General features: G+C 62.1%; 21 protein-coding genes and 1 pseudogene. 12 read left to right on the top strand and 10 right to left on the bottom strand.

Going from position 1 to position 22,506, the window contains the following annotated elements; translation table 11 throughout:
- Positions 1 to 149 precede the first annotated feature (149 nt).
- Entirely contained in the window at positions 150 to 632 is a 483-nt protein-coding gene (locus FA94_RS31185; RefSeq protein ID WP_035558765.1) for a cupin domain-containing protein, read from the top strand.
- Here the strand turns inward: FA94_RS31185 and FA94_RS39630 are convergent.
- The 7 genes and pseudogenes from FA94_RS39630 to FA94_RS31155 form a co-directional block, all read right to left on the bottom strand.
- Positions 544 to 747: pseudogene (locus tag FA94_RS39630) on the bottom strand (arginine deiminase-related protein); the annotation flags it as partial. The gene FA94_RS31185 and the pseudogene FA94_RS39630 overlap by 89 nt on opposite strands.
- A 27-nt stretch (positions 748 to 774) precedes the next feature.
- Entirely contained in the window at positions 775 to 1,275 is a 501-nt protein-coding gene (locus FA94_RS37475; protein WP_051980959.1) for a lysozyme inhibitor LprI family protein, read from the bottom strand.
- A gap of 234 nt (positions 1,276 to 1,509) precedes the next feature.
- A complete protein-coding gene (locus FA94_RS39625; protein ID WP_231585072.1) occupies positions 1,510 to 1,902 on the bottom strand; it encodes an energy transducer TonB in 393 nt (130 codons plus the stop codon).
- 322 nt (positions 1,903 to 2,224) lie between these two features.
- Positions 2,225 to 2,623, bottom strand: coding sequence for an ExbD/TolR family protein (locus FA94_RS31170; RefSeq protein ID WP_035558759.1), 399 nt, complete (start codon positions 2,621 to 2,623; stop codon positions 2,225 to 2,227).
- On the bottom strand, positions 2,620 to 3,267 hold the full coding sequence (locus tag FA94_RS31165; protein ID WP_035558758.1) for a MotA/TolQ/ExbB proton channel family protein: 648 nt from the start codon (positions 3,265 to 3,267) through the stop codon (positions 2,620 to 2,622). The genes FA94_RS31170 and FA94_RS31165 overlap by 4 nt, the downstream gene beginning before the upstream one ends.
- Before the next feature lie 27 nt (positions 3,268 to 3,294).
- Complete coding sequence (locus FA94_RS31160; RefSeq protein ID WP_035558755.1) at positions 3,295 to 5,451, bottom strand: TonB-dependent receptor; 2,157 nt, start codon at positions 5,449 to 5,451, stop codon at positions 3,295 to 3,297.
- A 367-nt stretch (positions 5,452 to 5,818) separates the two neighbouring features.
- Positions 5,819 to 6,724, bottom strand: a complete 906-nt coding sequence (locus FA94_RS31155; protein WP_035558753.1) for a DMT family transporter — start codon at positions 6,722 to 6,724, stop codon at positions 5,819 to 5,821.
- A gap of 98 nt (positions 6,725 to 6,822) precedes the next feature.
- Between FA94_RS31155 and FA94_RS31150 the strand changes: the two genes are divergently transcribed.
- The 8 genes from FA94_RS31150 (at position 6,823) to FA94_RS31115 (ending at position 14,491) form a co-directional block, all read left to right on the top strand.
- A complete protein-coding gene (locus FA94_RS31150; protein WP_035558750.1) occupies positions 6,823 to 7,716 on the top strand; it encodes a LysR substrate-binding domain-containing protein in 894 nt (297 codons plus the stop codon).
- A gap of 194 nt (positions 7,717 to 7,910) precedes the next feature.
- The gene (locus FA94_RS31145) at positions 7,911 to 9,149 is read left to right on the top strand and encodes a Crp/Fnr family transcriptional regulator (protein ID WP_035558747.1); all 1,239 of its coding nucleotides are present in this window, start codon (positions 7,911 to 7,913) and stop codon (positions 9,147 to 9,149) included.
- A 96-nt stretch (positions 9,150 to 9,245) separates the two neighbouring features.
- Positions 9,246 to 10,010, top strand: a complete 765-nt coding sequence (locus FA94_RS31140; RefSeq protein WP_035558745.1) for a flagellar motor protein — start codon at positions 9,246 to 9,248, stop codon at positions 10,008 to 10,010.
- A gap of 94 nt (positions 10,011 to 10,104) precedes the next feature.
- The gene (locus tag FA94_RS31135; RefSeq protein ID WP_035558742.1) at positions 10,105 to 10,785 is read left to right on the top strand and encodes an OmpA family protein; all 681 of its coding nucleotides are present in this window, start codon (positions 10,105 to 10,107) and stop codon (positions 10,783 to 10,785) included.
- A gap of 123 nt (positions 10,786 to 10,908) precedes the next feature.
- Positions 10,909 to 11,766, top strand: a complete 858-nt coding sequence (locus FA94_RS31130) for a helix-turn-helix transcriptional regulator (RefSeq protein ID WP_035558739.1) — start codon at positions 10,909 to 10,911, stop codon at positions 11,764 to 11,766.
- 26 nt (positions 11,767 to 11,792) lie between these two features.
- A complete protein-coding gene (gcvA, locus tag FA94_RS31125; protein ID WP_035558736.1) occupies positions 11,793 to 12,713 on the top strand; it encodes a transcriptional regulator GcvA in 921 nt (306 codons plus the stop codon).
- Between the two features lie 93 nt (positions 12,714 to 12,806).
- Complete coding sequence (locus FA94_RS31120; RefSeq protein WP_035558733.1) at positions 12,807 to 13,283, top strand: RidA family protein; 477 nt, start codon at positions 12,807 to 12,809, stop codon at positions 13,281 to 13,283.
- Between the two features lie 2 nt (positions 13,284 to 13,285).
- Positions 13,286 to 14,491 carry an aminotransferase class V-fold PLP-dependent enzyme gene (locus FA94_RS31115; RefSeq protein WP_035558730.1) on the top strand — a complete coding sequence of 402 codons (1,206 nt, stop codon included), beginning with the start codon at positions 13,286 to 13,288 and terminating at the stop codon, positions 14,489 to 14,491.
- Between the two features lie 69 nt (positions 14,492 to 14,560).
- Here the strand turns inward: FA94_RS31115 and FA94_RS31110 are convergent, their stop codons facing one another.
- Both FA94_RS31110 and FA94_RS31105 read right to left on the bottom strand, forming a co-directional pair.
- Positions 14,561 to 14,854 (bottom strand): DUF1330 domain-containing protein, encoded by a 294-nt coding sequence (locus FA94_RS31110; protein WP_035558727.1) that lies wholly within the window; start codon positions 14,852 to 14,854, stop codon positions 14,561 to 14,563.
- A 130-nt stretch (positions 14,855 to 14,984) separates the two neighbouring features.
- The gene (locus FA94_RS31105) at positions 14,985 to 15,884 is read right to left on the bottom strand and encodes a LysR substrate-binding domain-containing protein (RefSeq protein WP_035558725.1); all 900 of its coding nucleotides are present in this window, start codon (positions 15,882 to 15,884) and stop codon (positions 14,985 to 14,987) included.
- Between the two features lie 108 nt (positions 15,885 to 15,992).
- On the opposite strand from FA94_RS31105, the gene FA94_RS31100 reads away from it, so the two are divergent.
- Together FA94_RS31100 and FA94_RS31095 are read left to right on the top strand one after the other, a co-directional pair.
- Positions 15,993 to 17,270: an MFS transporter gene (locus FA94_RS31100; protein WP_035558722.1), complete on the top strand. Its 1,278-nt coding sequence runs from the start codon at positions 15,993 to 15,995 to the stop codon at positions 17,268 to 17,270.
- A gap of 68 nt (positions 17,271 to 17,338) precedes the next feature.
- Positions 17,339 to 17,845: a lipocalin-like domain-containing protein gene (locus FA94_RS31095; protein ID WP_035558718.1), complete on the top strand. Its 507-nt coding sequence runs from the start codon at positions 17,339 to 17,341 to the stop codon at positions 17,843 to 17,845.
- 146 nt (positions 17,846 to 17,991) lie between these two features.
- On the opposite strand, the gene FA94_RS31090 is transcribed toward FA94_RS31095, so the two are convergent.
- The gene (locus FA94_RS31090) at positions 17,992 to 19,728 is read right to left on the bottom strand and encodes a S53 family peptidase (RefSeq protein WP_051981385.1); all 1,737 of its coding nucleotides are present in this window, start codon (positions 19,726 to 19,728) and stop codon (positions 17,992 to 17,994) included.
- Positions 19,729 to 20,565: 837 nt separating this feature from the next.
- On the opposite strand from FA94_RS31090, the gene FA94_RS31085 reads away from it, so the two are divergent.
- Complete coding sequence (locus FA94_RS31085; protein ID WP_231585157.1) at positions 20,566 to 22,452, top strand: SMP-30/gluconolactonase/LRE family protein; 1,887 nt, start codon at positions 20,566 to 20,568, stop codon at positions 22,450 to 22,452.
- Positions 22,453 to 22,506 lie beyond the last annotated feature (54 nt).

Here is a 22,506-nt window from a genome sequence, read left to right as displayed (position 1 = left end):
CGTGGACCGTTGTGATGAGCATTAGACCGTCGCGGTTTGATGCCGAAGCAAAAACGGCTGATCGTAAGATCAGCCGTTTTTTTATGGCGCGCCGGGCGGTGGTCCGGTGAGCCGCTATCATCGTCGCTCGTCCCCCAGGAGAACAAAAGATGCAGCGACCGGAATTCATCAAACACTGGACCGAACTGGAAGAACCCAACGCGCACTCCTATACAGGCTCTGACGAGTTGATGGCAATCGACTCGCCGCTGTCCGCCGCGTTGGGTATTACGCGCATTGGTATTCATCATGTGCGGCTTTTACCGGGGCGGCGCTCTTCGTATCCGCACTGCGAAAGTACCGAGCAGGAATTTGTGTACGTGCTGCACGGCACACCCGATGTGTGGATCGACGGCGTGCTTCATCCGCTGGTCGAGGGTGACTCGGTGGGATTTCCGTCAGGCACCGGGATCTGCCATACGTTCATCAACAATACAAAAGAAGAAGTCAGGTTGATGGTGATCGGCGAGCGTCCGCGCGCCGACAATCTGATTCACTATCCGCTCAATGAGGCGCACCTGAAGACGCGCACGGATCAGTGGACGGACTGGCCGAGCCGACCGCTCGGGGACCATGACGGCATGCCGGATTAGGGCGCTGCGCGAGATGAACGCCCGCCAGCATGCAACGCACCGAGCCACCGGCCATTTCGATGGTCGGCACGCTGAGGGGTAGCAGGCGGGCCGATTGCCCGATCAACGCGCGTTGCTTGTCGAACAGATAACGCTGCCTGGTTTACTGCGTGCTCGCGGTCGTTGCGTTCGCAACCGCCACGCCTTTCATTTTCCGCACCGCATCGGCCGCCGAAGGCGCGAGGTTCTGTTTAGCCAGCGACGCATCGAATGCTTCGCTGCGCGCGTGTTTCGCCTGTTCGTCATCGGCGTCCAGTTCGGCGATTCGCCGGTCGTACCAGCTCTTCACGCAAGCCTGATCGCTGCAGTGATGTTGACGCCACAACCATTGCTGGGTGCGTGCGGCTTCGAGCGCGCCGGCGTCGAGCGTGGTGTCTCTGGCGTGGTGCCAGGCCGTGGCGAGACGGTCGTCCAATGCCGACAAAGCGGGGTCCTTGCAGACGATCTTTTCCGACGCGGACGACTTGCCGTTGCACTTGAAACTTGCCGCGGACGCATCCGCGGCAAGGGTCGCGCCGGCGATCAACAGACCGATCGAGAATAACGCCGACGGTTTCGCGAGGCGTTGAAGCGCGGAAGAGAAAACAGGTTTGAAAGTGGACATGCCGAGCCTCTATTCAGGTAAGTAACCAGGCTGACGCGTGGCGCGAAATGGCCGACCCTGCGGCCACGCATTCAGGGATGCGATTGCTGCGTCGGCAGAATAGGGCGCGCGCGAATTTGCGATTGGCGGAGAACGCGGCGTGATCCAGAGGTGATTACAAGAAATTGCTTTTTCTCTTCGCTGCGACAGGTCGAGGGCTTTGCGCTTGCGTTGGTGCTAGTGCTGGTGCGGCGTTCAATCCACATTGAAATGCACGCGAATGTCCTGTCGGCTTTCGACTGGATGGCCGGTCTGCATTGCCGGTGAGAAACGCCATTGGTGCAGCACTTCAAGCAGGATCTGGTTGAGACGCGGGTTCGGCGTGGGCTTGATGAGGTCGACGTCGATCGAGCCGTCGGTGTGAATCGTGAAGTGTGCGGTCGCAACCGTTTGATAGGCTTGCTCGCGTAGATCGTCGGGTAATTCGGGTAACGGTTGCGCAATGGGGTGCGCGGCCGTGTCGCCCGTCGATGCGTTCGGTTTTTCGTTGGCTGGCGCGGGTGTGGCATGCGTAGCCGATTCGGCTGTTGGCCTCGATTCGTTCGTTGCCGGCGGCGGACTCGACACGGTGCTCGCGGTGCTTTGCACTGGACGTGCATCAGTAGGCTTCGGCGCGATGTGTTCCGGCAATGCATTAGGGCGCGGCGCGACAGGTTTCGGTTGATTAGCTGCGGGCAGCGCGCGACTTACCGGCTCTTTCGGCGGCGGAGGAGGTGCAGGAGCAGGCGGAGGTTCGAGTTCCACCACGCGCATTTCCAATGGTGGCTCGTGCGGCAGCACCGGCGCCGACGTCCCCAACCAATGGCCCATCGCAACGAGAACCCCAAGCCAAACCAGCGCCGCAACGACAACCGCCAACACCATCCGCATGGTCGGTGCACCGTCGACAAAAACCGTCAAACGCATCCGGCTACTCACGATGAACCGCAACCAGAAAATGCACCGCCCCCGCCCGGCGAGCAGCCAGCATCGCCTGAACGACCACGCCGTGACCGGCGGCGTCGTCGGCGGCGATCACGACATCGCCATCGGCTTGCAGCAGACGTTTCACGGCCGGCTCAACCTGATCCGCCGATACACGCTGACGATTGACGAACACGTCGTTGTGGCTATCCACCGAAATAGTCAGCGGCTCATGCGCGCTCATCTTCTGCGCTTGCCCAACGGGCAGCGTGATCTTGACCGCATCGAGCCGTTGCATCGCCAGCGAAGCCAGCATGAACGTGGCCAGCAGAAAGAACATCACATCGATCATCGGAATGATTTCGATGCGACCGCGCCTCGCCGCGCGCGAGCGCTTGAATTTCACGGCTGCGCTCCTGCGGCCGTGGCGGCAAGACGCACTTCGCTGAGTCGCGCATTCGCGAACGATTCGAGTTCGTCCATCAAGCGCTCAAGGCGGCGCGAAAAATAGTTGAACGCAAAGAGCGCGAACAGCGCGACCACGAGTCCGACCGCGGTCGCCACCAGCGACTGTGCGACGCCGCCAGTCACGCCGCCCGGATCGACGAGCCCTGAGCCGCCGAACAGCTGGAACGAATGCATCATGCCGACGATCGTGCCGAGCAAACCCAGCAACGGCGCGGCGGTCACGATCGTTTCGAGCACCCAGAAGCCCTTGCTCATATCGCGCTCGATCTGCGAGGCCAAGGCTTCCGCCCTGGCCTCGCGCAACCAAAGCGGCGCTGAAGGATCGGGCGTCCACGGCGCGTTCATACGCCTGAACGCGTTCTGCCTGCCGGCCTCCTTCAAGCTGTCTTCCCAATCGATTCGCGAGCCGGGCATGCCGATTTCGTCGGCGTTGCGTATCGTCTTGGGCAAACGTCCAAAGCGTAAAAACACATAGGCGCGATCGAGCACGATCGCCACCGCCAGGACGGCCAGAATCGTGAGCGGATAGATGACCCATCCGCCTACGCGCACCGCCGCCAGGATATTCGTCCCATCTTGCATGACCAACCTCTGCGCTCCCTGACCGATTTAGAAATGCTTGGTGATGCCGGCATAGACGGCGAAATGCGGACCGTACTGCGGCGCGCCGACGCCGATGCCTGAGCCGTCGCGCAACTCGTAGACGCGGTTGAACGCGTTGATCAGCATCAGGCGGGCGTCGAATTTGCCAACCAGCGGCTGGTTGAAATGCTGGATCACACCGAGATTGACCTGCGCGTAGACCGGCAGGCGGTCGGTGTTGGCAAAGCCGCTGCGCAGACCGGTGCCGACGAGGCCGTCGAACGTGAAGGTGGTACGGCCGAGATCGTAGGTGCCGCCGAACGACGCGGTGATGCGCTGATCGTGGTCCAGATACACCCAGTGACTGTTGATGTACGCGAGTTCGGCCGGGTCGAAATTGAATTGCGCGGAATCGATCTGCGTGCCCTGCGCGCGGCTGTACGCAAGGTTCAGATACGCGGACATGTTGTCCTGTTTGTAGTTCGCCGTGAACTCGAGCCCGTACACGCGTCCAAGCCGATAGTTGAATGGCGTATAGATGAGCGCGGAACCGAATTGCCCTTCATCGAGCAGATTGGTGGATTTCTTGTAGTACGCGTCGAGGCCGATCGTTACGTTCGAACCGAGGCGCTGCGTCACGCCGAGATCGAAATAGTGGCTGCGTTCGGGCTGCACCGGATCGTTCTGACTCGACGGACTCTGGTTGGTCGTCCCATTGAAGCGGCTGATGGTCGAACCGGAAACCAGTTCGAAAGCGGGCGGCGTGAAATAGCGCGCGTAGCCGGCGTGAAAGGTGGTGGTCGGCGTCAATGCGTAGACCAGCCCGATGCGCGGGCTCAACTGACTCGCGCTCACATACTCGTCCATCTTGTCGTAGCGCAAGCCGTAATTGAGCGTGAGCTTGCTGGTGATCTTCCACTCGTCCTGAACGTAAGCGCTATACAGGTAGCCGGTTTTGCTGCTCGAGTCCGGGATATTGAAGGGCTGATCGGAGGCCTGGGCGCCGGTGCTGTCGGTGGCGAATACGTTCACGCTGTCGTTGAACACCGCGTGTTCCTGCTGGAAGAACACGCCGGCGCGGATCGTATGTTTGTCGTTCAGCCGCCATGTGGTGTCCACCTGCGCGCCATTGGCCGAGTTGCTGTGAAAGTCCTGCGACGCCACACCGTTGAACAGCAGATCGCCCACCGGATCCGGATTGAACTGGGTGCGCGTATAGCGGGTGAACAACGCGACCTGATAGTCCAGCGCGCCGCCGTTGGTGCCCTGCAACGCGACGACCGCGAAGTTGTTCAACTCGGATTGCGTTTCGTTCAATTGACTCGAATTGAACGTGTTGTTGCCGTTCAACGTGAAGTTGGTGGCCAGCCCCGGCGTGTTGGGAATGTCGAACTGGTTGCTGGTGGTGCCGAACATCAGGCTCACGCGCGTGAGCGGGTTGATGATGTACGACATGTAGCCGAACGCATCGCCCTGACGCGTGTGGTCGTGAATGGCGTTCGCGCTGGAAGTCGGATTCTCGATGCCGAGATTATTGACGCCGAGCGAGCCGCTGAAGTAGTAGCTGAACGGACCTTGCGTGCCGAACACATCGGCGCTGGTCTTGAGCGTTTGATGGCTGCCGCCGAACACGCTGACGGAGCCGCCGTCGCCCGCATCGCCCGACTTCGTGCGAATGTCCACCACGCCCGCGGTGCGATAGCCGTATTGCGCCGGCAGCGCGCCGGTGAGCAGATTCACCTGATCGATGATGCGCGTGTCGAGCGCCTGCCCGAAGCCGCTGATCGGCTCGGGAATGATGATGCCGTTGATCCGGTATTGCAGATTGGCGTGGTCGCCGCGTACGTGCAACTGGCCGTACGAGTCGCTGGCTACGCCGGGAGCTTGCAGTAGCACCTGATTCAACGGCGTGTCCTGGCCTGCGGGCAGCGCGTCGATGTCGGCCTGGCTGAAGCGGTACACGCTGCTGCCGGTCTCCGGCAGCAAGCCGTTGCGCGCGCGATCGAGTCGCCTGGCGTTCACCTGCACGTCGAGCGTGTCGCTCTTCGCGAGGTTGCCGGCAGGCTTGGCCGCCTTATCGGTAACAGCGTCGGTCGCCGGGCTTTCGTCTGTTGCGGCATGGGCATGAGCGGCGATAGCGAACAGCAGCAAAGCTGCATGAGAGACACGCGTGCGGTTTTTCATCGTTATGGAGGGTGGTGTTGGCGACTGGGTGGAAGCGTTGTCCGGCTTGTCGACGGTCGTCCCGGTTTTTTGCGGACGACCGCGATCGGCGTGATTGGTCTGGATCACGCGACGTCCCGGCTGGCGTCCGGAGCGAATAATGTTATAACATTACATAGAAAATTAACAACGAAAACTTGAGCAGTGTTGTTTCGACGGGGAGAGAGCAGAGGGGAGCGGGAGAGAGGCGCGACGAGCGTGTGCGGCGGGGCGAATCAAGGCGATTCAGGTGAATGATCCGCGCGTTGCGCGCGGATCATGATGCTTCGGTCAGACGATCAGTGTCGATGCGATGGCAAAACGTGCGACAGCAAAACGTGCAATAGCATTAAGTCGAGCGAAGCGCCCGAGCCTGCGAAACCTGCCGCCCCGTTTGCAACAGATAGACGCCGGCGAGAATGCACGTCATCGCGATCAGATCCGCGCTTCGTACCGGCTCGCCCGCCAACACCACGCCGAGCAGCAACGCGACAACGGGTGGAATGTAGGTCACGCTCGCGGCGGCAATCGCACCGAGTCGGCGGACGATAAAGTAGTAGAGCATGTAAGCGACGCCGGTACCCACCAGTCCCAGCCCCACCGTCAAACCGATGAACGCGCGAGTATCGGTCGCGATACGCGTAATGCCGTGCAAGTCCGTGAAGAGACTGATGATGACGACCGCAAAGCCAATTTGCCACGTCGACAGCGCAAGCGGCGAGATATCGAGTTGCGTCAGAAAGCGCCGCGCGTAAGCGAACGAACATCCCACGCTCAGCGATCCGCCGATCATGTACAGCACGCCGGGAAGACTCACGCCCGCAGCGGCGCCGGCCCATGGCCGCGCGATCAGCAGCACGCCGACGAATCCGACCGCGATGCCCATCACCATGCGTGGCGTCGGCCGCTCATCGCGTAACAGGACTAGCGCACAGAGAAACGAGAACAACGGTATCGACCCGCTCAACATGCCCGCGACGCTGGAGAGCAGTAGCGACGCGCCCTTTGCGAACGCGAAGTAGTAGAGCACGGTGGCCAGCAGCGACATGACCAGGAAGTGATGCGCGTAGCGCAGATGACGCCAACGCAATGCACGCGTTCCCAGCGCAACCAGCAGGATCGGCACGAATCCGAACAGGACGCGTAGCAACACGATCTGGGCCGGCGACAGCGTCACGCTGGCCCATCGCATGAAGAGAAAGTTGGTTCCCCAGATGGCGCCGAGCAGGGCGAAGGCGAGATAGGACGGGTTCATGGCGGTCCACAACGGATTTTATCGAGGGCCCATTGTGATCAGCGCGTGCTTCCGGTACAACCGATATTATCTGATTGATGATGTAGGAAAACTATTTCATGAGCGTATACCCACCGTTGAAGTCGCTGATTGTGATGGAGTCGGCGATCCGACTCGGTAGTTTTACTCTTGCAGCGGAGGAGTTGAACGTGACCCCGGGCGCGGTCGGGCAACAGATCCAGAAGCTGGAGGCGTGGCTGGGCGTCTCGCTGTTCGTCCGGCAGATCCGCCAGGTCACACCGACGGCCGAAGCACTCGCGTACTACGCGCAGATTCACCCCGCGCTTGGACAGATTGCGCAGGCAAGCCGGCGCATGCGGCAGCGTCAGAGCCGGGGTGTGAAATTGTCCGTGCCGCCGAGTTTCGCTGCCAAGTGGTTCGCGCCGCGCATGGCGAGCTTTCTGAAGCGCTATCCGGATGTGGCGCTGGATCTGACCACGTCGACCGCGTTTGTGGATTTCGAGCTCGACGGCGTGGACCTGGCGATCCGCTATTTCAATGGCGAGGATCCGTCGCTCACGGTAGAAAAGTTGTGCACGGACGAAGCGCACGTGTATTGCGCGCCCGATTACGTGAAGCGTCTGAAGCTACGGCATCCTGACGATGTGAAGAAAGCGACGCTGTTGCATAACACGCTGCATCCGCACTGGTCGCCGTGGCTTGGTAAGTTCTCGCGTTTGTCCGCTGAACAGATCGCGTCCATTCCCGGGATTCAGTTCGATCAATCGCTGATCGCAATCGACGCTGCCGTTCGCGGGCAAGGGCTCGTTCTCACCAGTGCGATGCTGACCGACAGCGAGCGCGCAAGCGGCGCGTTGATCGAACCTTTCAAACAGGTGTTACCGCTTTCAACGAGCTATTACCTGGTCCATCCCGTTTCGAACGCGTTGCAACCGTCGGCGCTGAAGCTCAAGGAATGGCTTATCGATGAAGCGCCTACCGTGCTGCGCTGAGCACCTTCGACTTCCCGCAAACCCTTGTGCAGCAAGGCTGCCAAACGTTTGCGATGTTTCCGCCGACCAACCCAAATATTAAAGAATGCGTTATGCATGTCGTTATCCCGTGAAATAAGTCAGGACCATCGGGCACCCGCGCATCCGGCAGCGCGTGGCTTGCACGAGGAATCAGCTCTACGGGGGAATGAATCTTGAATCACCAACGATCGCCATGGTCGCGCACAGCGGCTCCGGGCGAGGTCATCTATTCGGAAGGCTTCGCGGGCGACGCTGTCATCTACGTTATTGCAGATGGCAAAGTCGAAATCTCCACCCAGTGCGATGAAAAGAAGGTGATTCTCGCCACGCTAGGTAAGGGCGAATTTTTCGGCGAAGCGGCTTTGTTGCCGGCGGAACCGCGAGCGCATACCGCGAAAGCACTCAGCTTCCTTCAACTCACCGTGATCGCGGCGAACGTCGTGGAAGAAGAACTCGAACGCGTGTCGCCGCTGCTGCGTCATATCGTGCGCACCATGATTCGTCGCGTGAAGAAGAAGGACGACGTGCTCGCCACCAATACGCACGCCGATTTTCTGCCGGGCGTGGTCTCGTATGCGCATGTTCTCGCGTTGATGGCCGGTGTCGAAAGCGCCGATCGGGATGTCCGCCTGCGCCGCGCGCAAGGGGAGGAGTTCTCGGTGCCGCTTCCCGAAGTGATCAAGAAGTGCCACGCGATTGCCGGCCATTCCCGTCCCCACGTCATGGCCATGCTCAAGCGCATGGAGAAACTCAATCTGGTCACGCTCGAACCGGGCCGCTCCGAACGCCTGAGCAACACGTCCGCGCGTTATTCGGCGGAAGGCGCGGTGGGCCGCCAGCTCGTCACGTTCGATCCGGTGCGAATCACGGAACGCGCGCAGCAGGTCGCGGACCACGATCTCGATCTGTCGATCAGCAGCGAACTGGAGTTGATTGAACTCGACGATCTGGAAGCGTTGATCGGCGTCGAGAAGAAGGTCATTCTCAACAAGCTGTCTCACGCGGAAATCGCGGAAGACCTGTTCGCGTTTCGCAAGACCCGCGTGTTGAATTATGTCGAAGAAAAGGGCATTACGTATTTTTCGCGTCGCACGGTGCGGGGCGCCAGCGATGTGAATTCGCTCGACGATCTGGAGTTCGTCGACCAGCGCACGCTATTCGAAGCCGTCAGCGCGTTCGATACCTACGATCTGGCGAAACTGCTTTCCGCGGCGACGGGGCAACCGGCGGCCGAGCGGTTGATGTCGGTAATGACCGAGGCGAGAAAGAAAGAAGTGTCATGGGTCATGCGGCGTGAAATCAAGATCGATCCGCTCGAAATTGCCGAGATCGAGCAGCGCTTCATCGACACGATACGCACGCTTAAAGCACCGGCTGGCAATGCGATGCCGCTTTCCAATCTGAGTGCGTGACGCGATTGGCGTGCTGGATTGCGTGCTGATGTGCGTCACCAGGCAGGCTGTTTTCATTGCAGGTTCGAAGGCTCGGGCGGCCGTTCGAGAGGACGTATGGATCTTTTGACGCTATTGGGCGCCGTGTTCGGCGTAACGGCGATCGTCGCCGGTTTCTCGCTGGAGGGTGGGCACTTTACGGCGCTGTTTCAGCCGGAGGCGTTCGTCATCGTGCTGGGCGGCACGCTCGGCGCGGTGATGATCCAGAACACGTGGGCGCGATTCTTCGATGGCGTCAAGCAACTGCGGCTGGCCTTCGTGAGAGCGCGACAGGTCGACCGCAAGAGCCTGTCGGTTCTGCTCGAATGGGGCGATCAGGCGAAGCTGAACGGCATGCTGGCGTTCGAGTCGATCGAGGCCGGCGGCATCAATCCGTTTGCGCAGCGCGGGCTCGAACTGCTGGCGAACGGTGTGGGCACGGCCGTGCTCGAAGATGCGTTGCAACGGGAGCTGGATGCGTACGAGCGCAATCACGTGGCGGCCGCGCGAATCTGGCAACAGGCGGGCGGTTATGCGCCGACGTTCGGCATTCTCGGCGCGGTGCTCGGCCTGATTCAGGTCACAGGTCATATGCTCGAACCTGCGCAACTGGGGCAAGGTATTGCCACCGCGTTCGTGGCGACGCTCTATGGCCTCGCGTTCGCGAATCTGCTGTTTCTGCCGCTGTACGGCAAGATCCGGGCGCAGGTGGATAGCGAGTTGCGCTTCCGTCGTTTGTATCTCGACGGCTTGCTCGCGATCTCGCGCAAGGAGTCGCCGCATACGATCGAAACGCGTCTGGCGGGAGACGTGCGGGCAAGATCGGCGGAGCTGCTGGGGTAGCGAGCCGCACGCATCGATATTCGGCGGCGGCACTTACAGCTCAGTGGTGTGCGGCTGTTCAATCAAATGTGAATTCGAAGCAGGCGTTACGGGTATGACTATCTCCTCGGGAAACAGACGCCTCAAGGCGGATAAAACCGGCTATCAGGACGCGGACGAAGGCGACGAGCAATCCGGACGCTGGCTGATTTCCTACGCGGACCTCGTTACCTCGTTGATGGTGTTGTTCCTCGCGCTGTACGCGTTGGAGCTGGCAAAGAACCGGGAACTGGAAATCAAGGCGCTGGAGCATCGCGCGGAGAAAACGCTGGTGGTATCGAACGCAGGCGGCACGCCCGATACCGCTAAGAAACAACTGCTCTCTTTGCTGGAACCGCTCAAGAGCAACAGCCAGATTACGATTTCGAACGCGACGCAAGGCGTCGAAATCGCGATCAACGCGAAGATCCTTTTTAACGCCGGCGACGCGCGGTTATTACCCGAATCGTTCGACGTGCTGAGCCAGATTGCCGGCGTACTGCGCGACCGTTCGAAGAACAATATTCTCGTCGAAGGACACACGGACAGCGTGCCGATCGCCACGGCGAAATTCGAATCGAACTGGGAGTTGTCGTCGGCGAGAGCGGGGGCCGTGGTTCGTTTTTTCGCCGACAAAGGAATCGAGGCGCACAGAATGGCGGCGATTGGCCGAGCCGACAACTTCCCGTTGATCATCGGCGACGACGCCGCGGCTCGCGCCGCGAACCGGCGAGTGACGATTCTCGTCGAGTATTGAAAGCGTAGTGAGCGCGTATTGAACGACTGTTGAACGTTCCACCCGTTCCACCCAGCCTCCCATTCCGCGCTAAAGTATCGGCAGCGATGCGCGCTGCGCGTCGTTCCGGGAGCCCTCTACGTCATGCCAGTCAATACCTTGCCGGATCCGGTCGCGTCCGCGTGCAGCACCTCGCTAGGCAGCTTTCTGCGCGATCGCCGCTCGCGCCTGCAACCCGGGCCGGAAGCGCAAATCCGCCGCCGCACACCCGGCCTTAGACGAGAAGAAGTGGCCACCCGCGCCAACGTCAGCGTCGCGTGGTACACGTGGCTCGAACAGGGGCGCGGCGGTCCGCCGTCGAACGAAGTGCTGGAGCGGCTCGCCCGTGCGCTCGAACTCGACGCCGCCGGCCGCGAGATGTTGTTTCTGCTCGCGCAGCAACGCCCGCCGCCGCTCAGCCCGGTAGAGACCTCAAGTGTGACGCCGGCTTTGCAACGCGTGCTGGACGGCATGCCCACCAGCGCCGCGATCGTTAAAACGACGACGTGGGACGTCGTGGCCTGGAACGCGGCCGCCGTCGCGGTGCTGGGCGACTACGCCGCGCTGCCGGTTCGCGAGCGCAACGTGCTGCGTCGTCTGTTCAGCGATCCGACCATGCGCACCTGCCAGCCGCATTGGGAAGAGAGCGCACGCGTGGCGGTCGCCGTGTTCCGCTTCGATATCGCGCGGGTGGGCGGTTCTGCCGAAGCGTCGGCGCTGGCCGCCGAACTCCAGGACAGCAGCGAAGACTTCCGGCGGCTCTGGGCCGAGAACGACGTGCTCAACCACTGGGGCGGCACGAAGCACATGCGGCATTCGGTGGCCGGGTTGCTCACGCTCGAATACTCCGCGTTTCCCGTGGCCGGCGCGGATGGCCTGAGCATGGTCGTCTTCACGCCGGTGTCGCCGGCCGACGTCGACGCGGTCAAAGCGCTCGTGTCGCGACACACCCAACTCGCGTGAGCGCGCAACCTCTTCATTCGAACCCGATGCGTCTGCCTCGTCCACTCCCGCCGTTACTGTCCCTACGCGCATTCGAAGCCGCCGCCAGGCTGCTGAGTTTCAGCCACGCCGCGCAGGAACTGTTCGTCACGCAGAGTGCCGTCAGTCATCAGATCCAGAAGCTCGAAGCCGATCTCGGCGTAGCGCTGTTCGAACGTCGCACGCGCGCCGTCGCACTGACGTCGGCGGGCGTCGCTTATTACGCGCGCGTTCATGACGCATTCGAGTTGTTGCGGCTCGGCACGCAGGAGGTTCGCGCGCCGTCCGTCGAGCGGACGAGCCTGAGCGTCGGCATTCTGGCTTCGTTCGCGACGCGCTGGCTGGCGCCGCGCTTGCAGGCTTTCGCGGCCGCCTGTCCGCGGATCGATCTGCAACTGCGGCCCGAGATCGCACTCGCCGACGTGCCGGGCGGCGAAGTGGATGTCGCGATCCGTTATGGCCTCGGCGGTTGGCGCGGTGTGCACGCACAACGGTTGATGACGGAGCGTTTGTCGCTGGTGTGTGCGCCGTCGCTGGTCGCCGGCAGGAAGCGTCCGCGCGAACCGCAAGACCTGTTGCGCTTTCCGCTGCTCACGTCGTATTCGCGGCAGTCGTTCGAATGGGACGCCTGGAGCCGTCGCTTCGGCCTCGATCTGACGCAATCGCAGCAGGTGCATCTGCACGACTACAACATCGTCGTGGAAGCGGCGCTCGCCGGACAAGGCATCGCGATGGGCCGTCACCGCCTGATCGCGCGGCAACTGGCGAGCGGCGCGCTGGTCGAGGCATTACCCGATGCGCGACTCGACGACACCCGCATCGGCTGGTGGTTCGTCACGCCCAAGGGCAACCTTGGCGCGGCGGCAACCGCATTCCGCGACTGGCTCGCCGAGGCGGCGAACGAAGACGCTTTACAGCCGACGCATTAGTTTCGCTCATCCGTTGCGGGGAAAAATTGATTGGTCACGGGGTGGGCCGGGCTAATAGGATTGGACTTCCCCATCTTGCCTGGACAATTCGACATGACCTCTTCGATCTCAGCACGTGTTGCAAGCCTCGGTCTCACGCTCGAACCCGCCGCGCCCGCCGCCGCCAATTACGCGCCGTACGTGCAGGAAGGTCATCTTCTGCATGTGTCCGGTCAGATCTCGCGCAAGGCAGGGCAACCGGCCTATCTCGGCCGTCTCGGCGATACCGTGTCGGACGACGACGGTATCGAAGCCGCGCGTGCGTCCGCGTTGAGCGTGCTGTCGCAGATCGCCGCCGCCACCGATGACCGCCTGGACCGCGTGGCCCGCGTCGTGCGGCTGCGCGTATTCGTTGCCAGCACACCCGATTTCGCGCGCCACAGCGTGATTGCCAATGGCGCATCGGACCTGATGGTTCAGGTCTTCGGCGATGCCGGCCGGCACGCGCGCAGCGCCGTCGGCGTCGCCTCGCTGCCCGCGGGTGTGGCGGTCGAAGTCGAAGCGTTGATCGCACTGACCTCATTGGAATAACCATGTCCGCTCTTCTTTCGACCGCCGCCGTGGAGGCACTTCGCGCCCGCACGCCGGGCACGCAGCACACCACGCATTTCAATCACGCGGGCGCTTCGCTGCCGTCTTCGGCGACGTTGGAGGCGATTCACGCGCACCTCTGGCGCGAAGCCACGACCGGGCCGATGGAAGCCGGCATCGTGGGACGCGAGCAGACTGAACGCGCACGCGGACTGGCCGCGCGGCTGTTCAATGCGCAGCCCGCCGAGATCGCGTTGACCACGGGCAATTCGCCCGGCTGGGGCGCGGCATTTGCCGCGCTGGGGCCGTGGAGAGCGGGCGAGCGTATCCTCGTCGGCCGTCATGAATGGGGCGGCAATCTGGGCATGATGCGTGGGCTGGCGCAGCGCGTTGGCGTGTCGATCGACGTGATTCCTTGCGACGCCGACGGCGCGGCGGACCCGCTAGCGCTGGAGGCCATGCTCGACGAGCGTGTGCGTCTGATCGCGCTGACGTGGTTGCCGGCTAACGGCGGCTTGATCAATCCGGCCGCGGCGATCGGGCAGGTGGCGCGCCGTCACGGCATTCCGTATTTCATCGACGCCGCGCAGGCTGCGGGGCAATTGCCGATCGATGTCGCCGAGCTGGGTTGCGATGTGCTGAGCACCGCTGGACGCAAGGGACTGCGCGGGCCGCGAGGCACGGGTCTGTTGTACGTGCGGCAGGCGTTTCTGCCGCGTTTGACGCCGCCGTACACGGACACGCATTCCGCGCCGCTGGACGCGAGAGGCGAACCCGTCTTGCGCGATGACGCGGGGCGCTTCGAATCGTCGGAGGCTGCGCTCGCGCTGCACTGCGGACTGGCGAATGCGCTCGAAGAGGCGCTGGAAATCGGCATCGAAGCGATCCGCTCGCGGATCGACAGCGTGGCGCAACGGTTGCGCGTGCAACTAGCCGAACTGCCTGGTGTAACGGTGCTTGATCTCGGGATCGAACGTTCAGGCCTGGTCGCGTTCAACCTCGCCGGTCTCGACGCCGTCACGGTGCAGCGCAGTCTGGCCGCGCAGGGCATCGTGATCGGCAGCAACGGCGTCAGCTATACGCCGTTCGACATGACGTCGCGAGGATTGCAACAGATCGCGCGCGCGTCGATCAGCTACCTGACCACGGACGCGGAAATCGAACGATTGCTGAGCCAGATACACACACTGGCGGTGCAGTCGAACTGATTGCCGGCAGCCCAAAAAAACAGGGCGGCTCTCGCGAGAGAGCCGCCCTGTTGCCTGCGGATGAACGCGTTATTCCGCGCCGCGAACAATGCGCAGATCGCGTTCCACGCCGTCGCCCAGCGCCTCGAGCGCCTTCTTGTAGGCTTCGCTTTCGTACGCGGCGACAGCCTGTTCGTAGCTCGGATACTCGATCACGACCGTGCGTTCCTTCAGGCCTTGCTCGCGGGCATCCTCAGCCACGCCACGCACGATGAACTTGCCGCCCGCGGCCGCCACGGCCGGCGCCGCGAGTTGCGCATACGCGGCCAGTTTCGATGCGTCTTTGGTGGCGCGATATGCGGTTACCCAATAGCCCTTGCTCATTTGAATCTCCTGGTTCGGTGAGAATGCGGTCGCTGCATGACACAGCAGACAACCGGCATTATGTCGCTTTCCGGCACGGCCGGCGGCGCGGCATGACGATGATGACCCTCAGCCGCGTGTAATGCCGCGCTCAGGCCGCTCGGGCATTTGCCACCGGCAGATTGCCCGCGATCGTTTCCGCGATGATGTCTTTCAGACGAGCCACCGCCGGTTCCAAAGTACGCGTACCGTCGTGCAGCGACACCTGCAGCGTGGGCGCGCGCACCGTGGGCAGCGCGAGCGCATCGCCTACCACCTGAAGCTTCGCGGGCAAACCGGCCGCCGTGCGCAGCGTGACGCCGAGGCCCGCTTCCACGGCGGCCCACAAACCGGGCAAGCTCGGGCTCGTAAACGCGATTCGCCACGGCAGCCCGGCTTTATCCAACGCCTCCAGCGCGCGTTGCCGGAAGAAACACGGCGCCTCGAACAGCACCAGCGGAATCGGCTCGTCTCGGGCCCACAACCTTTCTTCCGATGCCGGTCCGATCCACACCAGATCCACCGCGCCGACCGGTTCGGCGTCGGCGCGCGCCTCCTGACCCAGCGACAGCACGAGGTCGAGTTCGCCCTTGTCGAGCCGTTCGAGCAGACGCCGATTGCCTTCCACCACCGCTTCGATCCGCACCGCCGGATGCGCGCGTTTGAACCGGCCGAGCACGGTCGGCAGCCACGTTTCGGCGAAGTCGGCGGGCAAGCCGATGCGTACCAGACCGTCGATCGCGAAGCCGCGCACCGCGCTCACCGCCTCGTCGTTGAGTTCCAGAATACGCCGCGCGTAGGCCAGCATCACGTCGCCGGCGGGCGTTAGCGCGAGGCCGCGACCCTGCTTCTGAAACAGCGCCTCGCCGACGCTTTCTTCGATCTTGCGCAACTGCTGGCTCACCGCCGACTGCGAGCGCCCAAGGCGGTCGGCCGCGCGATTGAAGCTGCCGAGCTGCTGCGCGGTGACCAGCGTGCGCAGCACGTCCATGTCGAGATTGATCCGGTTCATTGTTCGGTTTTGTGAATGTGTCGGATAAGAAATATTCAATTTTCTAATCATTCTAGGACGTTTAAGGTTCCCGAATTGGAAAACTTCGGGACTCCCGCCACTGCGCCCATGACTCCCCACACCATTCGGCTTTATGGCGCGACGACCGCCAGTTCGAAGATCGGCACGGGCTTTTTCTTCCTGATCAACACCTGGCTGATCATCGACATCACCGGGCATCCGTCGAGCGCGGCGCTAAGTTTGATCATGACGGTGCTGCCGGGTTTGCTGTTGTCGCCGGTGATCGGGCTCATGATCGACCGGGGCGACCCCGCCAGACTCGCGTATCGCGCCGATCTGTTTCGATGGGCCATGCTGCTCGCCTACGCGGCGCTCTATGCCGGCGGACACGCGACGGCGGCCTCGGCGTATGCGATCAGCTTTCTCGTCGCCCTGGGCAACGAAGTCCAGGTGCTGTCCTGGCGAGCGGCGCTCGCGCGCAACGCCAGCGCCGACGACATGCTGCGGCTCAACGCATTGACCGTGGTCACGGGCCAAACCGGGCAGGTGCTGGGCGCGGCGGCGTCGGGCATCGTGCTGGCGTCGATCGGTGCGGCCGCAACGGTCTGCGTCGCCAGCGTGACCTATTTGCTGGCGGGCGTTTTCGGATGGCTCACGGCTCGCCGGTTGACGGCGGCCGGAGAAGTGGCGCATTTATCTGAAGGTGCAGGTGAAGGCAAGCCGAAGCACTATTGGCGAGATCTGCGCGCGGGTGTCGCGCATATTGTCGAGCGTCCCGAGATCGGCTTTTTCTACGGCCTTTTCGTCGCGAACATGAGCGTGGTGTTCGGCATGAATGCGATGCTCGCGCCCTTCGTGCGGGAGGAACTGCATCTGAGCGCCGCGGCATTCGGAAAGATCGATGCGGGCTACGCTTTAGGCGCTATTGCCGGCGGGTTCTTCGTGGTGCGGCTCGCGAATCGCTTCGGGCGGCGCACGGTCCTGCTGCTCGGTCTCGGCATCGCGGCCGCCTGCCTGCTCGCGTTCTCGGTATGTCGGGGACAGGTGGCCGCTTTCGCGATTTACGCCGGACTGGGCGCGAGCTTTCAGAGCAGCGTGATTGCTCTCAGCACGGCACAGCGCGCGACGGATTCTGCGTATCAAGGGCGCGTCAGCGCCAGTTTCAACGCGATCAATGGCCTGGCCGGGCTGGTGGTGTATGTCGTCGTCGCGGCGAGCGCCGGACATCATCTCTATCGCCAGCTTTATCTGGCTCAGGCGAGCGCGTTGGCGCTGCTGATTCCAATCGTTCTGCTCGCCAGCCGGCAGCGCCGCATTAACCCGCTTCTATCACCCGCGCCTTCAGTTTCCATGCCCGTATCGTCGTTGTCGGCGTCGTCCAATTGACGCGGACGTCGTGCATTTTTCCGCTTCGATTCCGTGATCCTTCCTACCTGAACATGAACCCAAACACGATGCTCAAACTCATCTTCCCAGCCTTGTTGTCCGTATCCGCTGCACTGGTTTCGCTGCCGTCGCACGCCGGTGACAACAACCCGCCGGATTCGCCGCTGGCCGGCACCTGGTCGCTCGTGGCCGCGGACGTCATCAAGGCCGACGGCGTACGCGCGCACGACTTCGGCGCCGCGCCGCAAGGCATGTTGCAGATCGATCGCGAAGGCCGTTACACGCTGCAGATTTTCAGAGCCGATCGGCCACGGTTCGCGTCGGGCGATAAACAGAGCGGCACACCGGCCGAATACGCGGCCTCCGTGCTGGGGTCCAGCACGCACTTCGGCACGATCAAAGTCGATGCCGCCGCGCATACGCTGACGTTTCAGATCGACAAGGCGTCGTTCCCGAATTGGGAAGGGCAGGCGCAAACCCGGCACTATGAACTGGTGGGCGACGAACTCAGCTATCGCGTCGTACCGCGGCCGAATGGCGACGTGCCGATTTCGGTCTGGCGTCGGCTGCGCTAAGCCAAACGCGACGCGCGATGCGCGATGCGCAATACGCGCAGACGTGAAAGACGCATGAATCGTTCGAGCGCCGATGACCTGGTTTAACCCACCGCATCATCGGCGCCCGCTCAAGCGCTCAGCTCATCACGAGCCGGCCCGAGTGCTTACTTCCTGAACGAATGGCTGCTGATATACGAAGCGAGCTTCGCGATATCCACGCTGCCCCATCCCGTGGGATAGTCCCAGCCCGTGCCTGCCTTATAGCCGTAACCGCTGTAGCCGTTATTGCCCGACTTCACGTCATGCACGATCGACGGCGTCGCTTTGATCGCGCTGTACAAACTGGCCGCCGGGAAACCGAGGCTGTTCGAATTGGCGCTCTGCACGCGCGCCCACAGTCCGACGAAAATCGGCGAGGCGAGACTCGTGCCGCCGATCTGCTGAAGCTGACCGTAGTTGTAAATCATCGCGCCCGTGCTTTGCGCCGCGTCGAACGAAATGTCCGGCAGCAGACGCTGGCCCGGCGTGCCGGTCACCACGGACTGCCACGACGGCTTGCTCTCGAATGAACTGAAGCCGCCACCGGTGGCCCACAGCTTGCCGTTGCCGTCGAGCCCTTCGTTCCACACGGTCTCGTTCGACCATGCGCCGCCCGAGGTCGTGTAAAGCGTCGTGCCGCCGACCGCGATCACGTTCGGCGACGACGCCGGCCACGACACCGAATACGTGCTGCCGTCCGGATAGCCGCGGTTGTTGCATTCGTACACGCCTTCGTCGCCGGACGACACCGAGAACGTCTGGCCTTGCGCGGCGCCGGCCGCGAAGATGCGGTCTTCGGCTTGCAGCGTGCCGTCCGCGTTCGCGTCCGCTTCGCACCAGCCGAGCGACACGTTGATCACCTTGGCGGTGTCGTCGGAGACGGCCTGGTTGAACGCTTGCGTGAGGCCGGTGTTGCCCGACGCGCTGTCGTCGGCCATATAGAACAGCAGTTGTTGCACGGCGCCGCCCGCCGAGCCGACGATCGACTGACTGTCGAGATCCCACTCGCCCTGGCCGTCCTGGTCGTCGCTGTAGTCGCCATCGGGCGAGCCGGTCTGGATCGCCTGCGTGTTGACCGAGGCGAGGTTGTTCGCGCTGGTGAACTGCTGCAAGTCTTGCAGCGTTTGCGACACACCGCCTTGCGTGATGATGCCGACCGTGGTGTTCGCGGCGGTGGGCAGGCTGGTGGCGTCATAGATCGCCGGGAATTCCGTCGGGTAGTGCGCTTTCGCGGTGCCGGAGGCCAGCGTCTTCGCCGCCGAGCGGTTGCCGATCTTCAGCAGCGGATGCGCACGCGCGACGTTCTGCAGGCCCAGCACCGAGCCGACGATCTCGCCGAGGTTCTGCGGCACTTGCGCCGCCGCGATATTCGCGTAGCCGCTCTTGCCGTTCAACTGATAGCGCACCAACGGCGTATTGAAGGCCGCTTTGACCGCGCCGGCGCTGCCGTCGGCGGAGATCAGCAGGCGGTTCGCCGCGACCCTGATGTTGACGAAGCCGTTCTTGCGCAGATGCGCGACGACCTGTTGCACCTGCACTTCGGTCGGCGCGTACTGATCGATGAACTGCTGACGCTTGAGGAACTTGCCGAACTGCGCGTTGCCCGGTTGATTGACCGACTGCGCGAACGCCTTCAGCTTCGCCTCGTCGCGAAGCTTGAGGCTGACCACGATATGCGTGCTCTCGCCGGCGGCGAGTTCGAGCAGGGGCGTGGCGCTGAGCGAGCGCGTCTGCACCTGGCTGGGCGTGACGAACGCCTTCGTGTCGGTCGTCGTCCACAAGGTGGACGACGGCGCCGACGCCGCGAACACGGCGCACGAAGCCATGGCGAGAGGCAAGGCAACGGCCGCGTGACGCTTCAGGCCGAAAGCCGTTCGATTGACGATTGACGATTTCATGTGACCTCCTGAGACAACAGCGCGAGGAGACGCCGGAATCTACCTTGTGGGTAATTCCGGTCGAATTTGAATAAAAAGGGAATACCGTCTCGCGGCGCAGTTATGGGTAGTAATTAAGGGGTGCTCGGTTAAATATCGTGAGCGACGCAAAATTACCGTTCATTACACGGAGTCGGTACCTATCAGAATGGATAGTTGATGAGCAGGCGAGTTATCCGTATTTGAACCATCATTTCGATTGAAGCGGTTGTTTTATTTCGAATTTATGATGCAAATTGGATGATGGTAGCCGCTGCTGGCTTGTTCTGACGCGAAATGGAGGCGAAAGTCTAATTAACTATTTTGATCTCAACTTTCGATTTAAATTACAATTTCATTTCGGTTTTATAATTCGAATCTCGCTTATTGATGAAAGTAAAAAGCTTATTATGCGATTCACGATCTCATTCTTACCGTAATTGGATTCGGGTAATGTGATTATTTCCGAATTTGGCGAGTGGCCTTGCGTTCGTCGCGCTGAAGCGCGCTATTCGCGCAGATCGCAGCGCGCATTGGCAGCGCGGTCACGTCATGACGTGAGGACCGCGCTTGCGGTGTTCGCCATGTCGCGTTGACCACGCCGCGCTAGCGCCAGATTTCTCCTTGTATGTCGACCGCGTAGACGCGCCATGTGTGCGGTATTTTTTTCCTCAGACGATTGAATATTTTTTCATATCTGACGTTGTACATTGGCCAGCAGATAGTGTTCGGAGCGCGTTACGCATGGTCAGGCATCGGTTTTACCCCGTACTTTTTTGCGTGATGTTCGCCACGCTCACGTTGTTCTCATCGGCCAGCCGCGCGCAATACACCACCGACTGGCTGGCAAACACCTTCGGCACGCTCGCCACGCACGTAGGCAACGGCGCGCGCTCGCTGTGGGTCGCGCCTGAAGGCGTGATCTACACCGCGTCGCTGTGGGATGAAAACGAAGGCGGCGTCGCGATCTATCAGAACGGGCAAAGCGCCGGCTCGATCGGCACGCATGCCGATTTTCAGGGCAGTGCGATCACGGGCAACGCCACGTCGATCTTCGCGGCCTTGCAGTACAACCGCTCGTTCGGCAGCGGGTCGGTCGGGCGCTACAACCGCGCGACGCAGGCGCGCGATCTGGTGATTCCTGTCAGCGTCTGGACGGCCGTGCCGCATGCCGATGTCATTACCGGCCTCGCGACCGCCGGCTCGCTGCTGTATGCGAGCGACTTCTTCGGCAATCGCGTGCGCGTGTTCACGACCGACGGCGTCTGGCAGCGTGACATGACGATAACGAGCCCCGGCGCGCTTGCGTTGGATAGCGCGGGTAATCTTTGGGTCGCGCAGCAAAGCACGGGCACGATCGTCGAATTCAGCCCGGCCGGCGTGACGCTGAACACGATCCAGATGGCCGCCACGTCGCGACCGTCCGCGTTGTATTTCGACGCCACGTCCGGGCAACTGCTGGTCGGCGACCAGGGCCCCGATATGAACATCAAGCTGTACAACATCGCGGCTGCACCGACGCTTGTCGGCACATTCGGCATTCAGGGCGGCTATCTCGACACCACCAGCGGCATTAAAGGCCAGGTGGGCGACAAGCGCTTCACGCGCGTCGCGGGCATCGGCAAAGACGCGGCCGGCAATCTGTACGTGCTCAACAATCCGTGGGGCGGTAGCTGGGACATGGGCCGCAACGGCGTGACCGATCTGCACGCGTACGACAGCAACGGCAATCTGCAATGGAAGCTGCAGGCGTTGAATTTCGAGGCGGTCGCCGCACCGGATCCGTCGACGGATGGCGCCTATTTCTACAGCGGCGCGCACATCTACACCGGCACAGCGGGCGGCACCTTTGTCGCGAATACGGTCGATCCGTTTACCTATCCGTCCGACCCGCGTCTGAACATGAACGACACGCAACGCGACGAGCATTTCGGGCAACTCGTCACGGTGGGCGGCAACCGGATTCTGGTGGCGTCCGGGCAGAATCCCGGCATCTTCTACTTCTATCATTTCAACGCGGCGAGCGGCTATATCGCGATTCCGGACGCGTCGATTCCGGGCACGACGTTCAATACGGATCGCCAGGTCACGGGTGGCTTTTGTATCGACAGCCGGGGCGATGTGTGGGCAGGTCTGGACCGCACGAACCACATTTATCACTACCCGTTGAGCGGTTTCGACGGCACGGGCAAGCCGCTATGGGGACCGGCCGTGACGATCTCCATTCCGCAGACCATCCGGCCGTTGACGCGCATTCTCTACCTGCCTGAAAGCGACACGATGATTCTCGCCCAAGGCATTGCCGGCAGTTGGGACTGGACGGCGATGCAATCGCGCATCGAGGTTTATCACGGATGGAGCGCGGGCAACACGACGCGGCCTAATCCGGTGATCACCCTCAGCAGCGCGAATCCGAAGTCGATCGCCGCAGCAGGCAATTATCTGTTCGTCGGCTACGTGCACACGGTGCCCAATATCGACGCGTTCAATCTGACCACGGGCCAGCTCGACACCACGTTGATCAATGCGAGTCCGGCGACCGTGGACGTGGGTAACGACGTCGATTCGATGTATGGGCTGCGGGCGTTTCTGCGCGCCTCGGGCGAGTACGTGATCACGAAAGACAACTACAACGGTTCGAGTATCGTGGTGCATCGCTGGACGCCGTGACGGCAATTGCGGCGTGGCCTATCGGATAAGATACGGCCCGCGATGCAATTTTCC

The organism is Burkholderia sp. 9120, assembly GCF_000745015.1.
In the GTDB taxonomy this organism is placed as follows: Bacteria; Pseudomonadota; Gammaproteobacteria; order Burkholderiales; family Burkholderiaceae; genus Paraburkholderia.
The sequence above is the reverse complement of the archived record's forward strand: the minus strand, read 5'-3'. Positions and strand labels throughout refer to the sequence as shown.

Coding starts and splice junctions, on each gene's coding strand:
- FA94_RS31185 (WP_035558765.1), top strand. CDS start 150: ATGCAGCGACCGGAATTCATCAAACACTGGACCGAACTGGAAGAACCC.
- FA94_RS37475 (WP_051980959.1), bottom strand. CDS start 1,275: ATGTCCACTTTCAAACCTGTTTTCTCTTCCGCGCTTCAACGCCTCGCG.
- FA94_RS31165 (WP_035558758.1), bottom strand. CDS start 3,267: ATGCAAGATGGGACGAATATCCTGGCGGCGGTGCGCGTAGGCGGATGG.
- FA94_RS31160 (WP_035558755.1), bottom strand. CDS start 5,451: ATGAAAAACCGCACGCGTGTCTCTCATGCAGCTTTGCTGCTGTTCGCT.
- FA94_RS31155 (WP_035558753.1), bottom strand. CDS start 6,724: ATGAACCCGTCCTATCTCGCCTTCGCCCTGCTCGGCGCCATCTGGGGA.
- FA94_RS31150 (WP_035558750.1), top strand. CDS start 6,823: ATGAGCGTATACCCACCGTTGAAGTCGCTGATTGTGATGGAGTCGGCG.
- FA94_RS31140 (WP_035558745.1), top strand. CDS start 9,246: ATGGATCTTTTGACGCTATTGGGCGCCGTGTTCGGCGTAACGGCGATC.
- FA94_RS31135 (WP_035558742.1), top strand. CDS start 10,105: ATGACTATCTCCTCGGGAAACAGACGCCTCAAGGCGGATAAAACCGGC.
- FA94_RS31130 (WP_035558739.1), top strand. CDS start 10,909: ATGCCAGTCAATACCTTGCCGGATCCGGTCGCGTCCGCGTGCAGCACC.
- gcvA (WP_035558736.1), top strand. CDS start 11,793: ATGCGTCTGCCTCGTCCACTCCCGCCGTTACTGTCCCTACGCGCATTC.
- FA94_RS31120 (WP_035558733.1), top strand. CDS start 12,807: ATGACCTCTTCGATCTCAGCACGTGTTGCAAGCCTCGGTCTCACGCTC.
- FA94_RS31115 (WP_035558730.1), top strand. CDS start 13,286: ATGTCCGCTCTTCTTTCGACCGCCGCCGTGGAGGCACTTCGCGCCCGC.
- FA94_RS31110 (WP_035558727.1), bottom strand. CDS start 14,854: ATGAGCAAGGGCTATTGGGTAACCGCATATCGCGCCACCAAAGACGCA.
- FA94_RS31105 (WP_035558725.1), bottom strand. CDS start 15,884: ATGAACCGGATCAATCTCGACATGGACGTGCTGCGCACGCTGGTCACC.
- FA94_RS31100 (WP_035558722.1), top strand. CDS start 15,993: ATGACTCCCCACACCATTCGGCTTTATGGCGCGACGACCGCCAGTTCG.
- FA94_RS31095 (WP_035558718.1), top strand. CDS start 17,339: ATGCTCAAACTCATCTTCCCAGCCTTGTTGTCCGTATCCGCTGCACTG.
- FA94_RS31085 (WP_231585157.1), top strand. CDS start 20,566: ATGTTCGCCACGCTCACGTTGTTCTCATCGGCCAGCCGCGCGCAATAC.